The 13,823-nt window shown below is 72.0% G+C and carries 13 protein-coding genes and 1 pseudogene; 1 reads left to right on the top strand and 13 read right to left on the bottom strand.

The window, feature by feature from the left end; all coding sequences use genetic code 11:
- Positions 1-51: 51 nt before the first annotated feature.
- The 9 genes and pseudogenes from lepB (FHS37_RS31490) to FHS37_RS31450 all read right to left on the bottom strand — a co-directional run bounded on the left by lepB (FHS37_RS31490) (position 52) and on the right by FHS37_RS31450 (position 6,334).
- Positions 52-1,026, bottom strand: coding sequence for a signal peptidase I (lepB, locus tag FHS37_RS31490; RefSeq protein WP_229890093.1), 975 nt, complete (start codon positions 1,024-1,026; stop codon positions 52-54).
- A pseudogene (gene lepB / locus FHS37_RS31485) lies at positions 917-2,005 on the bottom strand (signal peptidase I); the annotation flags it as partial. The pseudogene lepB (FHS37_RS31485) and the gene lepB (FHS37_RS31490), both read right to left, overlap by 110 nt.
- A complete protein-coding gene (gene lepB, locus FHS37_RS31480) occupies positions 1,998-2,738 on the bottom strand; it encodes a signal peptidase I (RefSeq protein ID WP_184827510.1) in 741 nt (246 codons plus the stop codon). The gene lepB (FHS37_RS31480) and the pseudogene lepB (FHS37_RS31485), both read right to left, overlap by 8 nt.
- A 45-nt stretch (positions 2,739-2,783) precedes the next feature.
- Entirely contained in the window at positions 2,784-3,134 is a 351-nt protein-coding gene (rplS, locus tag FHS37_RS31475) for a 50S ribosomal protein L19 (RefSeq protein WP_184827508.1), read from the bottom strand.
- Between the two features lie 134 nt (positions 3,135-3,268).
- Positions 3,269-4,102 carry a tRNA (guanosine(37)-N1)-methyltransferase TrmD gene (gene trmD, locus FHS37_RS31470; RefSeq protein ID WP_184827506.1) on the bottom strand — a complete coding sequence of 278 codons (834 nt, stop codon included), beginning with the start codon at positions 4,100-4,102 and terminating at the stop codon, positions 3,269-3,271.
- Positions 4,103-4,645, bottom strand: a complete 543-nt coding sequence (rimM, locus tag FHS37_RS31465) for a ribosome maturation factor RimM (RefSeq protein WP_184827504.1) — start codon at positions 4,643-4,645, stop codon at positions 4,103-4,105.
- Between the two features lie 83 nt (positions 4,646-4,728).
- On the bottom strand, positions 4,729-4,968 hold the full coding sequence (locus FHS37_RS31460) for an RNA-binding protein (RefSeq protein WP_003973401.1): 240 nt from the start codon (positions 4,966-4,968) through the stop codon (positions 4,729-4,731).
- 2 nt (positions 4,969-4,970) lie between these two features.
- Complete coding sequence (gene rpsP, locus FHS37_RS31455) at positions 4,971-5,390, bottom strand: 30S ribosomal protein S16 (RefSeq protein ID WP_184827502.1); 420 nt, start codon at positions 5,388-5,390, stop codon at positions 4,971-4,973.
- Between the two features lie 344 nt (positions 5,391-5,734).
- Positions 5,735-6,334, bottom strand: a complete 600-nt coding sequence (locus FHS37_RS31450) for a hypothetical protein (RefSeq protein ID WP_184827500.1) — start codon at positions 6,332-6,334, stop codon at positions 5,735-5,737.
- Positions 6,335-6,868: 534 nt separating this feature from the next.
- Between FHS37_RS31450 and FHS37_RS31445 the strand changes: the two genes are divergently transcribed.
- Positions 6,869-7,723: a methyltransferase domain-containing protein gene (locus FHS37_RS31445; protein WP_184827499.1), complete on the top strand. Its 855-nt coding sequence runs from the start codon at positions 6,869-6,871 to the stop codon at positions 7,721-7,723.
- Between the two features lie 117 nt (positions 7,724-7,840).
- Here the strand turns inward: FHS37_RS31445 and ffh are convergent, their stop codons facing one another.
- The 4 genes from ffh to FHS37_RS31425 all read right to left on the bottom strand — a co-directional run bounded on the left by ffh (position 7,841) and on the right by FHS37_RS31425 (position 13,704).
- Positions 7,841-9,391, bottom strand: a complete 1,551-nt coding sequence (gene ffh / locus FHS37_RS31440; protein WP_184827497.1) for a signal recognition particle protein — start codon at positions 9,389-9,391, stop codon at positions 7,841-7,843.
- A 157-nt stretch (positions 9,392-9,548) separates the two neighbouring features.
- Entirely contained in the window at positions 9,549-11,984 is a 2,436-nt protein-coding gene (locus FHS37_RS31435) for a [protein-PII] uridylyltransferase (protein ID WP_221500572.1), read from the bottom strand.
- A 44-nt stretch (positions 11,985-12,028) separates the two neighbouring features.
- The gene (locus FHS37_RS31430) at positions 12,029-12,367 is read right to left on the bottom strand and encodes a P-II family nitrogen regulator (protein ID WP_184827493.1); all 339 of its coding nucleotides are present in this window, start codon (positions 12,365-12,367) and stop codon (positions 12,029-12,031) included.
- Positions 12,364-13,704: an ammonium transporter gene (locus FHS37_RS31425; RefSeq protein WP_184827491.1), complete on the bottom strand. Its 1,341-nt coding sequence runs from the start codon at positions 13,702-13,704 to the stop codon at positions 12,364-12,366. The genes FHS37_RS31430 and FHS37_RS31425 overlap by 4 nt, the downstream gene beginning before the upstream one ends.
- Positions 13,705-13,823: the final 119 nt, after the last annotated feature.

The following is a 13,823-nucleotide window of genomic DNA, read 5'->3' as shown; positions in this document are numbered from 1 at the left end:
GGCGGTACCAGACCGGGTCAGCCCTTCCCGGAACGGTCTCCCGGTGACCGCTCAGCGACCGTCGCCGCTCCGCCTGCGGCGCAGCAGCACCAACGGCACCGCGCCGGCGAGCGCGAGTCCCTGCGGAGCGACCGACAGGGCCGCGCCCGCCGGCGCCCGGGCGTCCAGACCGGCCTGGTCGAAGGTGTCCGGGACCGGCAGGTTGGTCCAGCGGTTGACGGGCCAGGCGATGACGATGGCGCGACCGACGACCTCCTTCACGGGGACCATGCCCTTGTTCTCGTCGGCCTGGTTGTACCGCGAGTCCCGGGAGTTCTGCCGGTGGTCGCCCATCACCCAGATGTGCCCCTCGGGCACCTCGACCTTGAACTGGCCGCCCTGGTCGTCCTGGCTGCAGGGCGTGTTGCCCGGGTAGACGTACGGCTCGGTCAGCTCCTTGCCGTTGACCCTCAACGGGCCGGTTCCCTTGCACTCGACCGTGTCGCCGCCGACCCCGATGACCCGCTTGATCAGGTCCTTCTCCTCCGCGGACGGCATCAGGCCGATCCAGCTGAGGACCTGCTGCAGGGCGTTCGGGGTGGGCGTCGGCTCACCCGCCAGCCAGTTGTCGGGGTCGTGGAAGACGACGACCTCCCCGCGCTCGGGCTCGGAGCCGAACCAGGGGGTGAGCTTGTCGACCAGGACGCGGTCACCCTGCTGGAGGGTGTTCTGCATCGAGTCGGACGGGATGGAGAACGCCTGCACCAGGAACGTCTTGATCAGCAGCGCCAGCACCAGCGCGATACCGACCAGGATCGGCAGCTCCTTCCAGAAGGAGCGGGGCTTCTTCGCCTGGGGGGCGCCGCCGCCCGGCCCCCCCTCCGCCGTGGGGGGCTGCCGGTCCCCGGGCCCGTCGCCGCCACCCGACGGGACGTGCTTCCCGGAGGTCACGGAGTCGTCCGCGGACTGGTACGCCGCTCCCGCGCCACGTCCATGCCGCTCCTCGCCCTCGTGTCCGGACCGTGCGCCGACCGCCGCATCCCCCACGCCAACTCCTCACTCTCTGCCGCCGCCCGCGCCATGCGCGACGCAGGCCCACCACTCCCATAACGAGCGGGAGTTCCGCAGGGCTCGGGAGCTGAACCATTCCGTTCGGATCGTCCGGGGCAACCCTATGCGACAGCCGGGCGGCAGCGGTCGACCCGGACGCCGAGTCCGACACGGACGCGTAGGTCTGCGGTTCCTCCAGCGTGCTCCAGTGGCCGAGCGGCCAGGCGATGACCATGGCCCGGCCCACCACCTGGTCCTCGGAGACGGTGCCGCCGTAGTCGGTGTTCTGGTGGGCGCGGGAGTCGGCGGAGTTCTCCCGGTGGTCGCCCATCACCCACAGCCGCCCCTCGGGGACGGTGACGTCGAACGGCGTCGCGGACGGGGCGTTGCCGGGATACAGGTAGTCCTCGTTCAGGGGGACGCCGTTGACGGTGACCCGGCCCTGCGCGTCACAGCACTGGACACGGTCGCCGCCGACCCCCACGACCCGCTTGATCAGGTCCTTCTCGTTGTCGGACGGCAGCAGCCCGATGAAGGTGAGTCCGTCCTTGATCTGCTTGATCCCGACGGGGTCGTCCTTCTTCGGCGTGGTCTGCTCGTTCTGGAGCCAGCCGCCGGGGTCCTTGAACACGACGACGTCCCCGCGCTGCGGCTCGGAGCCGAACCACGGGGTGAGCTTGTCGACGAGCACCCGGTCGCCGATCCGGATCGTCTGCTCCATGGAGCCGGACGGGATGACGAAGGCCTGGACGAGGAACGTCTTCAGCACCAGCGCTATCAGGACGGCGACACCGACGAGGAGGGGGATCTCCCTGACCGCGCTGCGCCTGCGTCGCCGCTTGACCTTGCGCTGGAGCTTGCGCCGCTCGACGCGCGTGCGCCCGCCGGCCTGGCGGGGCGGGCGACGGGAGCCGGTGGGCAGCAGGTTCTCCGCGGCGTCGGCCGGGACGCCGCGGGGTCGGCCGCGGTTACCCATGGGCACCCTCCACCGGGTGCGCCGCGTCCGCCCCCGGGGCGGGCACGCGTGCGTAGGCGTCGGGCCGGTGCAGCCGGGTGGCGCGGTCGAAGGGCCAGACGATCCAGTCGGCGCGGCCGATCACGTCACGGACCGGGATCATGCCTCCGCCGGGCGACCCGAGGTGGTCGCGGGAGTCGCGGGAGCCGCTGCGGTGGTCACCCAGGACGAACAGGCGTCCGTCGGGGACGACGACGTCGAAGGACACCGTGGAAGGGCTGTCGCCGGGGAACAGGAAGCCCGACTCGTCGACCGACCGGCCGTTCACCCGGACCCTCCCCTCCTCGTCACAGCAGACCACCCGGTCCCCGCCCACCCCGACGACCCGCTTGATGTAGTCGGCCTCACCGAAGTACCCGGTGCCGTCGAACACGACCACGTCGCCGCGGTGCGGCCCGGCGCCGAAGCGGTACGCCATCTTGTTTACGAGAACGCGGTCGCCGGTCCTCAATCCGGGCTCCATGGAGCCGCTGGGGATCTGGAACGGCCGCGCCACGAACGTGTTGAGCGCCAGCAGGAACAGCAGGCAGAGCAGCAGGATCAGGGTGGCCCACCCGCCGGGGAGCCATCCCGCCACACGCGGCACCAACGCAGAACGCGACCGCCCCTCCGCGCCCGGGGTCCCCGAGGTCTCCTCGGGTCCGTCCGGGCGGGAGGAGCGGTCGCGCTCCGTCGGCTGTGCTTCGGTGTCCATCGAAGCCAGATGCTATCCGGCCGCGATATGACGCCGGTAAAGCGCTCAGCTCTCGCGCTTCTCCTTGATCTTCGCCGCCTTGCCGCGCAGCTCGCGCAGGTAGTACAGCTTGGCGCGGCGGACGTCACCCTTGGTGACGAGCTCGATCTTCTCCACGATCGGGGTGTGCACCGGGAAGGTGCGCTCGACGCCGACGGAGAAGGAGACCTTGCGGACCGTGAAGGTCTCGCGCACGCCGGAACCCTGGCGGCGGATCACCACGCCCTTGAACTGCTGCACACGGGAGCGGTTGCCCTCGATGACGCGCACGTGGACGTTGACGGTGTCGCCGGGACGGAAGGCGGGGACGTCGCTGCGCAGCGACGCGGAGTCGACGGAGTCGAGCAGGTGAGACATTTCGTCTGCTTTCTTCGCTGATGCCGCAGGTCATCAACGGCAACTAGGGTTTCGGGATCTGGGATGTGCGGTGCGGGGCGGGCGTCGTGTCCCCCTGCGGCAGGGGCGCACGCCGGACGACGCACAACAGCGGTCTATTCTTCCACGCCGTCGGTCCTGCGCCAAAATCGGCCGTACGGCTCTCCGGCGGGGTCCGGTTCCCAGCCCAGGACGGACAGCATCTCCCGGTCCTTCTTGTCGAAGGCCTCGGGGGCGCAGCGCTCGATCAGGTCGGGCCGGTTGGCGGTGGTACGTCGCAGCGCCTCGTCGCGCCGCCAGCGGGCGATCTTCCCGTGGTGGCCGCTGAGCAGCACCTCGGGGATCCCCCGGTCGCGCCAGACGGGCGGCTTGGTGTAGACGGGGCCCTCCAGGAGGCCGGCCATGGCGCCGGGTGCGAAGGAGTCGTCCCGGTGGGATTCGGCGTTGCCCAGAACGCCGGGGAGCAGCCGCGCCACGGCCTCGGTGACGACGAGGACGGCCGCCTCGCCGCCGGCCAGGACGTAGTCGCCGATGGACACCTCGTACACCGGCATCCGGGCCGCGTACTCGTCGACGACACGCCGGTCGATGCCCTCGTAGCGGGCCGGGGTGAAGATCAGCCAGGGGCGTTCGGAGAGGTGGACCGCGAGTTCCTGGGTGAAGGGACGGCCACTGGGGGTGGGGACGATCAGGGCCGGCTCACGGGAGCCGGTCTCGTAGCCGTCCGCCAGGACCGAGTCGAGCGCGTCCCCCCAGGGCCCGGTCTTCATCACCATGCCCGGGCCGCCGCCGTACGGCGTGTCGTCGACGGTGTGGTGCCGGTCGTAGGTCCAGGAGCGCAGGTCGTGCACGTGCACGTTCAGCTGGCCGCGCGCGCGTGCCTTGCCGACGAGGGAGACGTTCAGCGGTTCGAGGTACTCGGGGAAGATCGTGACGACGTCGAGCCGCATCTAGGCCTCATCCCGGGACGAGGCGATCTCGGCGCGGTCGTCGATCAGACCGGGCGGCGGGGCGATGACCGCGCGCTGCTCCTCCAGGTCGATCTCGGTGACGATCTCCTCGACGAACGGCACGAACACCTCGCTGCCGTCGGGGCGCTCGACCACGAAGAGGTCCTGGGTGGGCAGGTGCGAGATCTCGGTGATCCGGCCGACCTGCTCGCCGTCCTCGGTGACGACGTCGAGGTCGATCAGCTGGTGGTCGTAGTACTCGTCCTCGCCCTCGGGCAGTTCCTCCGGGTCGACCTCGGCGATCAGGAGGGTGTTGCGCAGGGCCTCGGCGGCGTTGCGGTCGCGCACGCCCTCGAAGCGCAGCAGGAGGCGGCCGCTGTGGACGCGGCCCGTCTCGATGGTCAGCGGACCGGTCGAGGCCGGCTCGGTGGCCAGGACGGCGCCGGGGGCGAGCCGCAGTTCGGGCTCGTCGGTGCGGACCTCGACGGTGACCTCGCCCTTGATCCCGTGGGCACGGCCGATGCGAGCGACTACCAGCTGCACGGTGCTTGTTTCTCCTGATCTACGACTACGGGCCGGGGACGGCCCTCACGGCCTTCCCCGGCCCGAGCCGGTTGCGATAAGCGTCAGCGGACGTGGTCCACGTCGACGAGGTCGACACGGACACCGCGGCCGCCGATGGCGCCCACGACGGTGCGCAGAGCGCGCGCGGTGCGGCCGTTGCGACCGATCACCTTGCCGAGGTCGTCCGGGTGGACCCGGACCTCGAGCACACGCCCGCGGCGCAGGTTGCGCGAGGCCACCTGCACATCGTCAGGGTTGTCGACGATGCCCTTCACGAGGTGCTCGAGAGCCTCCTCGAGCATGCTCAGGCCTCGGTCGACGCGGACTCAGCGGCGGCCTCGTCCTTCTTCTCAGCCTTCTTCTTCTGGGTGATCGCCTCACCCTTGCCCTCGTCCTCGCCGCCGAGCGCCTCGAACGACGGGCGGGCCGGCTTCTCGGCCTGCTGCAGCAGCGGGGCCGGGGCGGGCTCGCCCTTGAACTTCTGCCAGTCGCCGGTCTTCTTCAGGATGGCGAGCACGGGCTCGGTCGGCTGGGCGCCGACACCGAGCCAGTACGCCACACGCTCGCTGTCGACCTCCATCACCGACGGGTTGTACGTCGGGTGGTACTTGCCGATCTCCTCGATGGCCCGGCCGTCACGGCGGGTACGGGAGTCGGCGACGACGATGCGGTAGTGAGGCGAACGGATCTTGCCCAGACGCTTCAGCTTGATCTTGACTGCCACGGGAGTGGGTTCTCCTGGATTTGACGTGGTTGGGCACGGCGAGCGAAGCCGCGTGGGGTTGCGGTACCCGAGTGCCCGATGGACGCGTCAGCCGGAGGAGAGAGGGGTCCTGTGCGGCTGTCGAGTACAGCTAGCCATTGTGCCACACCCTGCGGGCCGCTTCGGCCCGGGGGCTCAGGGAGCGGGCACGGCTCAAACGCACCCGGCGTCCCGCTGCCCGTACGCCGGATGCGCGGCCCTGCGCCGCGGGTGCCGCCCGCCCCCGCGGACTCCCGGCTCCGTTCCCCGTCGGCGGCACCCCCTTCAGCACCCCCGCCCCGGCACCCACGAGATGCCGGAGACGGTCAGCTCGCCGCTCCCACGGCCTCCGGGATGCGGAAGGGCTTGCCGCAGCCGCCGCAGACGATGGGGGCCTGGGCCAGGACCGACGGGACGACGCGGACGTTGCGGCCGCAGTCGCAGACGGCCTTGACCCGGACGCCGCCACCGGAGGAGCCGTGCCGAGCGGCCGGGCCGCGGAAGCTGCGGGCGGTGTCGCCCGCGGTCGCGGCGGAGTGCGCCTTCAGGGCGCGCTGGAGACGTTCGATGGTCGGGCGGTAACGGCGCTTCGCCTCGGGAGTGAGGGTGACCAGCGAGAAGCCGCTGCTGGGGTGCGGTTCCTCGGGGTGGTCCAGGCCCAGCTCCTCGGCGATGGCGAGGAACCTGCGGTTGTGGTAGCGGCCGGCACGGGATGTGTCGCGCACGCCGCGCGCGGCGGCGACGCCGTGGACTGCCTCGTGCAGCAGTCGTTCGAAGGAGAGTTCGTGACCGCACGCGGACGACGACTCCCCGATCAGGGACTCGGGCGCGGCAAGATCGGGCAGCTCGGGGTGGTGCCGCTGGATGTCGGCCCACGCCTGTGCCAGCTCTGCGGCGAGAACAGGTGGTGTCTGTGTCGTGCTCACGTAATGGCAACGAGCCTGGGGGGCTCTGTGTTCCGATTCCGGGCCATCCCAAATAATTTGCACGTACCCGTCAGTTGCCGCTGATGCGTCCCGACGAGGGCGCGTGCGCTGATCTGCGGAGAAGTCACGCAGCTCATCCCAAGGTGGTGCGTAGGACGACGTACGGACCGGCGCGTACGCGGTGTCCCCGCGCCGGTGCACGTGGGATCGACGGATGCGCAAGAGGCGTTTCGGCCGCTCTCGCGGCGGAAGGCCTCACCCCGGTCGGCAGGCGCCTCGACGGCGACGTTACCGGGCACGCCACCGGCGTCCGACACCGGCCCGCCCCGGCATATGCCGCGATCCTACGTTCCCGGATTACCGGAATGTGAATTCTTGCCACTGGCACGAGCAACTACCAAACCGCCGCCCCCTTCCACTGGACGACACGTCGAGGGCGCAGTTTCCTGGCATACGGGGGAAGTGCGAGCGCACTGCACGGGGGCCAGGGAATCGGGCACTGCGGCAACTCTCGGCTGATTGGGGCGCTTACCTATGACACCTACGCTCGTGCGGCAGCACCTGCCTCACGCGGGGGCCGCCCCCCGCGTGGACCTGCGTGCACGCGCGCGTGACTGGTCCGAGATACAGGAGCGGATGCTCGTACCGCTCTTCGAGGCCGTCTACGAGCGACTGGACGTGGGTCCCGCGACGCGACTGCTCGGCCTCGGCTGCGGCTCCGGGCTGGCCCTGCTGATGGCGGCCTCGCGCGGCGCCACGATCACCGGTGTCGACACCTCCGCCGACCGGCTGGCCCTCGCGCGGGAGCGGCTGCTGCCCGACGGGCGGGACACGTGCGCGCGTACGGACACCCGGATCGTGGACGGCTCCCCCGCGGACACGGCCCGCGCGGACGCACCCCCGTACACCGTGCTGACCGCCTTCGAGCCGATCGGCTGCCTCGCGGGGGACGCGGAAGGGCTGGGTGAGCTGCTCGCCGAGGCGACACCGCTCGCCGAGCGCGGAGCGGCCGTGGTGCTGGCCGGCTGGGGGCCGCCGGAGCGGTGCACCACGGCGTCCGTGCTCCGGGTGGCCACCAAGCTGGCGGAGCCGCTGCGCGCCGCGGGCGCCTGGCGCCCCGCGCACCGCGACGACCTGGAGCGGGTCGCCCAGCGGGCGGGCCTGAGGCCGGACGGCTCCGGGCGGGTGGCGTGCCCCTTCGGCTACGCCGACGTGGACAGCGCGGTCCGGGGCCTGCTGTCGACGGGGCTGTTCGACCCGGCGATCACCGCCACGGACCGGGCGCAGGTGGACAAGGAGTTGGCGGAGGCGCTCCATCCGTACCAGCGGCAGGACGGCACCGTGTGGATGCCGAACGTGTTCCGGTACCTGATCGCGCGGACGCCGTGAGGCCGGCGCCGGCGCACTGACGCCACCGGAGTCCGGGCCTGCCGGACACCCCCGGACACGCCACCGGGGCGCCCCCCTTGTGCGGGGGGCGCCCCGGTGGCGTGTCCGGCGCGGGCGTCAGCCCATGAACTTCTTGAACTCCTCGGGGAGCTCGAAGTCCTTGCCGCCCTGCTGCGGCAGTCCGAAGGCGTTGCCGCCCTCCGCGGCGGCGGCGCGGCGCGCGGCGGCCTCCTGCTCCTGCTGCTTGCGCTTCATCGGGTTGCCGGAGCGCTGCTTGCCCTTGGCCTGCTTCTGCTTCTTCTTCTGCCGGCCGGGGCCGCCGCCCATGCCCGGCATCCCGGGCATCCCCGGCATGCCGCCGCCCTGGGCCATGCGGGACATCATCTTGCGCGCCTCGAAGAACCGCTCGACCAGGTTCTTCACCGCGCTGACCTCGACGCCGGAACCCTTGGCGATACGGGCGCGGCGCGAGCCGTTGATGATCGTCGGGTCCTGGCGCTCGGCCGGGGTCATCGACTTGATGATCGCGGCGGTGCGGTCGACGTCCCGCTCGTCGAGGTTGTTGATCTGGTCCTTGATCTGGCCCATGCCCGGGAGCATGCCGAGCAGCTTGCTGATGCTGCCCATCTTCCGGACCTGCTCCATCTGGGCCAGGAAGTCGTCCAGGGTGAAGTCCTGGCCCTTCTTGGACGCCAGTTTGGAGGCCATCTTCTCGGCCTCTTCCTGGCTGAACGTCTTCTCCGCCTGCTCGATCAGGGTGAGCAGGTCACCCATGTCGAGGATGCGGGAGGCCATCCGGTCCGGGTGGAAGGCGTCGAAGTCGTCGAGCTTCTCGCCGTTCGACGCGAACATGATCGGCTTGCCGGTGACCTGGCGGATCGACAGCGCGGCGCCACCGCGCGCGTCGCCGTCGAGCTTGGAGAGCACCACGCCGTCGAAGCCGACGCCGTCCCGGAAGGCCTCGGCGGTGTTGACGGCGTCCTGGCCGATCATGGCGTCGACGACGAACAGGATCTCGTCCGGCGAGACCGCGTCCCGGATGTCCGCGGCCTGCTGCATCATCTCCTGGTCGATGCCCAGGCGGCCGGCGGTGTCCACGATCACGATGTCGTGGACCTTGGTCTTCGCGAACTCGATGGAGTCCTTGGCGACCTTCACCGGGTCGCCCACGCCGTTGCCCGGCTCGGGCGCGTAGACGGCGACGCCCGCGCGCTCGGCGACGACGCTGAGCTGGTTGACGGCGTTGGGGCGCTGGAGGTCGGCGGCGACCAGCACCGGCGAGTGGCCCTGCTCCTTCAGCCAGCGGCCGAGCTTGCCCGCGAGGGTGGTCTTGCCGGCACCCTGCAGACCGGCGAGCATGATCACGGTGGGGGGCTGCTTGGCGAAGCGCAGCCGCCGGGTCTCGCCGCCGAGGATGGTGACCAGTTCCTCGTTGACGATCTTGAGGACCTGCTGGGCGGGGTTCAGCGCCTTGGAGACCTCGGCACCGAGGGCACGCTCCTTGACGTTCTTGATGAACGCACGGACGACCGGAAGAGCCACGTCCGCTTCAAGGAGGGCGATGCGGATCTCACGCGCCGTGGCGTCGATGTCCGCTTCGGACAGCCTGCCCTTGCCCCGGAGGGATTTGAAGGTGGCTGACAGACGATCGGAGAGAGTATCGAACACGGCGGCGTAGGTCCTCGCGTCGGCGGTGGGGTGGGTCGCCCTCCAGGGTATCCGGCCCGACAGGCAAATCGCCCCCGCCCACTGCGGTCAGGGGACGGGGGCGGGTCCCCGCGTCGGCGGGGAGCACGTCCGGTGGACCCGCGGCACGACCGGAAGGTCACGTCCGCAGGGCCTCCTCCAGCTTCCGTGCCACGGTCACCGCCTCCTCACCCGGCAACGGCGCACCCTGCGCTCGCGTCACGTAGAAGGCGTCGACGGCGTTCGCGCCCAACGTGCTCACGTGCGCGCTCCGCACCCGGACACCCGCGCCCTCCAGGGCCCGGCCGATGCGGAACAGCAGGCCCGGGGCGTCCTGGGCGCGGACCTCGATGACCGTGGCCAGGCGTGACGCGGCCGAGGCGACCGTGACCCGCGGCGGCGGTGCGGCCACGCCCCTGCGCCGGGGCTGGGCGGCGTCCCGCTCGGCGAGGCGGCCGGCGACGTCCAGGGTGCCGTCCAGGGCGCGGACGAGGTCCGCGCGCAGCCGGGCGGCCTGGGGCAGGGAGCCGTACTGGGCGGCGACGCGCCAGTCCAGCAGCAGCACGGTGGCGTCGACGCCGTCCGGGAGGTCCACCGCCCGCAGCTCCGCGGTCCGTACGGTCAGCCGGTGCAGGGCGAGCACGCCCGCCACCGCGGGCAGCACGCCCGGCTGGTCGGGGACGGCGACGAGCAGTTCCACACCCAGCGGCTCCGGGTCGCCGGAGGACTCCTGCGGCTCGGCGGGCGGCTCGGTCCGCGCCCGCAGCGCCAGCACCGGACCGCCCGTGGCGACCGCCTCGAGCGCGAGGCGCTCCTGCTCGGTGGTGGGCACGGCGGCCCCGGGGTCTTCCGACGGGCTCCCGGTCAGCACCGCCGAGACCCGTTTCACCAGGTCGGCCACCAGCGAGGCACGCCAGGACGACCAGGCGGCGGGACCGGTGGCGAGCGCGTCGGCCTCGGTCAGGGCGTGCAGCAGTTCCAGGGTGCCCTGGGTGCCGACGGCCCCGGCGACCGCGCGCACGGTCGCCGGGTCGTCCAGGTCGCGCCGGGTGGCGGTCTCCACGAGCAGCAGGTGGTGGCGCACGAGGGCGGCGATCACCGTGACGTCGTGGTGGTCGAAGCCGATGCGGGCGGCCACGTCCCTGGCGATGACCTCGCCGGCCACCGAGTGGTCGCCGGGCCAGCCCTTGCCGATGTCGTGCAGCAGTGCGGCGACCAGCAGCAGGTCGGGACGGCCGACCCGGCGGGCGAGCGCGGAGGCGCGCACGACGGTCTCGACGAGGTGCCGGTCGACGGTCCACCGGTGCACAGCGTTGCGCTGCGGCCGGCAGCGCACCCGCTCCCAGTCCGGCAGCAGGAGGGTGACCAGACCCTCGGCCTCCAGCGCCTCCCAGACCTCGACGGTGGGGCGGCCGGAGCCCAGCAGGGTCACGAGCTGTTCGCGGGCCTCGGCGGGCCAGGGCGTGGGCAGCGGGCGCGCCACGGCCGCCATGCGCCGTACGGCGTGCGGGGAGAGCGGGAGCCCGGCCTGCGCGGCGGCGGCCGCGGCACGCAAGGGAAGCACGGGATCGCGTTCGGGGCGCGCGGTGCGCGCGAGCACCACCTCGCCCTCCTGCTCCACGACCCCCTCGGCCAGCGGGGAGCGTTCGGCGGTGGGCCTCCCCCCGCCCAGCAGGGCGCGCAGCCTCGGCCGCGCGGCCCGGGAGCGCAGTACGCGCCCCACCTCGCGCCAGGTGACGTCACCGGCGTACGCGATGACGCGGGCCGCCTCGTACACCCGCCGCAGCAGCGCGTCGGCGTCGAGCAGCCCCAGTTGGGACGCCACCTGGTCCTGTTCCTGGAGCGCGAGCCGGTCGGTCGCGCGGCCTGTCGCCAGGTGCAGCGCGTCCCGTACGTCGAGGAGCCGGCGGCGGGCCTCGGCCAGGCCCTCGCGCGGGGCGTCGGCGAGCCAGGACGCGGCGACGGCGCGCAGCGCGGTGGCGTCGCGCAGTCCGCCGCGCGCCTCCTTGAGGTCGGGCTCCAGGAGGTACTGCAGCTCGCCCTGGCGTTCGGCGCGCTCGGCGCACAGTTCCCTGAGTTCGGGAAGTCGTTTCGGCGCCTGGTCGCGCCAGTCGGCCAGCACCGCCGTGCGCAGCGAGGCGGTCAGGCCGGGGTCGCCGGCGAGGTGCCGGGCGTCGAGCAGCCCGAGCTGGACCTTGAGGTCCTCGCCCGCGGTCCTGCGGGCCTCCGTCGGCGTGCGGACGGAGTGGTCGAGGGCGAGGCCCAGGTCCCAGACGGGGTACCAGAGCCGGTCGGCGAGGGCGGTGACCGCCTCGAGATCGCCGCCGTCGTGCAGCAGGAGCAGGTCGAGGTCGCTGCGCGGGGACAGCTCCGCGCGGCCGTAGCCGCCGACGGCGACCAGGGAGACGCCGCGCGGCTCCCGCGTGCCCGCGGCGAACAGCCCGGTGAGCCAGGTGTCCGTGAGGTCCGCGAGGGCGGTACGGCGCGGCGGCCCGGACCGCGCCCCCTCGGTGAGGAGGCGCAGCCGGGCCGCCGCGTAGCCGCCGGGTCCCGAATCCTTCGCCTCGTCGTGCATGTCCGTACCCGTCACCCGGCGACTCCTTCTCCGTCGGTCTGCCGTCAGAGCGCGTCCGGGCCGCGCTCGCCGGTCCGGACGCGTACGGCCGTCTCGACCGGGGTCGACCAGACCTTGCCGTCACCGATCTTGCCGGTGCGGGCCGCCTTGACGACGACGTCGATGAGCTGTTCGGCGTCGTCGTCCTCCACCAGCACCTCGATGCGGATCTTGGGCACCAGGTCGACGGTGTACTCGGCACCGCGGTAGACCTCGGTGTGGCCGCGCTGGCGGCCGTAGCCGCTGGCCTCGGTGACGGTGAGACCGTGCACCCCGAAGGCCTGCAGGGCCTCCTTGATCTCGTCGAGCCGGTGCGGCTTCACGACTGCGGTGATGAGCTTCATGCGTCCACCTTCTTGCTCTCGGCCGGGGCGACGGGGGCGGCGTCGGCGGTGCGGACCGCGCCGCCGCCGGCGCCGCTGAAGTCGTACGCGGTCTCGGCGTGCTCGGCCTGGTCGATGCCGGCCACCTCGTCGTCCTCGGAGACTCGCATGCCGACGGTCCTGTCGAGGAGGAGGGCGAGGACCGCGGAGACGACCAGGGAGTAGGCGAGGACGCCGAAGACACCGGCGCACTGCTTCCAGAACTGGTCGAGGCCGCCGCCGTAGAAGAGGCCCGCGACGTCGGACTGGCCCTTGCCGGTGGCGAAGAAGCCGACGAGCAGCGAGCCGAGGATGCCGCCGACGAGGTGGACGCCGACGACGTCGAGGGAGTCGTCGTAGCCGAACCTGTACTTCAGGCCGACGGCCATGGCGCACAGGACACCGGCGACGGCGCCCACCGCGATCGCGCCGAGCGGGGAGACCGCGCCGCCGGCCGGGGTGATGGCGACCAGTCCGGAGACCGCGCCGGAGGCGGCGCCCAGCGTGGTGAACGCGCCGTGGCGGATCTTCTCGTAGGCGAGCCAGCCCAGCACGGCCGCGCCGGTGGCGACCTGGGTGTTGACGAACATCAGCGCGCCGACGCCGTCGTCGTTGCCGAGCCACGAGCCGGCGTTGAAGCCGAACCAGCCGAACCACAGGAGCCCCGCGCCGAGCATGACCAGCGGCAGGCTGTGCGGGCGCATCGGGTCCTTCTTGAAGCCGATGCGCTTGCCGATGACCAGGATCACGCCGAGGGCCGCTGCGCCGGCGTTGATGTGGACGGCCGTGCCTCCGGCGAAGTCGATGACGCCCAGTTCGAAGGCCCAGCCGCCGGCGCCCCAGACCCAGTGCGCGACCGGGAAGTAGACGACGGTGGCCCACAGGGCGACGAAAAGGGCCCACGCGGTGAACTTCACCCGGTCCGCGAGGGCGCCGCTGATCAGGGCGGGCGTGAGGACGGCGAACATCAGCTGGAAGACCAGGAAGACGAAGACCGGGATGGTGTAGCCGTCCCAGAGTTCGGTGAGGCCGATGTCGCCGAGACCGACCCAGTCGGAGTTCCAGCCGACGATGCTGCCGGAGTCGGTGCCGAACGCCATGGAGAAGCCGTACAGCACCCACAGGACGGTGACGATCCCCAGGCTGATGAAGCTCATCATCAGCATGTTCAGGGCGCTCTTGACGCGGACCATGCCTCCGTAGAAGAAGGCGAGACCCGGGGTCATGAGCATCACCAGGGCGGAACAGATGAGCATGAACCCTGTGTTGGCGGCGGACAGCGTGGGCGCGTCTGCGGCCAGGGTGATGGCTGGTGCCATCGGCGTCTCCTCGTCGTTGGTACGGCCCCGTGCGGGCGAAGCCTTGAGCGGATTGAGGGGTGGGCCGGTTATGCGCCACGAGACTGGCGCAGCGCGGTTTCGGTGGAGGCCCCTCGTTG

Origin of the sequence: Streptomyces griseomycini, assembly GCF_014203535.1 — a bacterium.
GTDB lineage: Bacteria > Actinomycetota > Actinomycetes > Streptomycetales > Streptomycetaceae > Streptomyces > Streptomyces griseomycini.
Note: the sequence above shows the minus strand (reverse complement) of the source record. Positions and strands in the feature narration are given on the sequence as shown.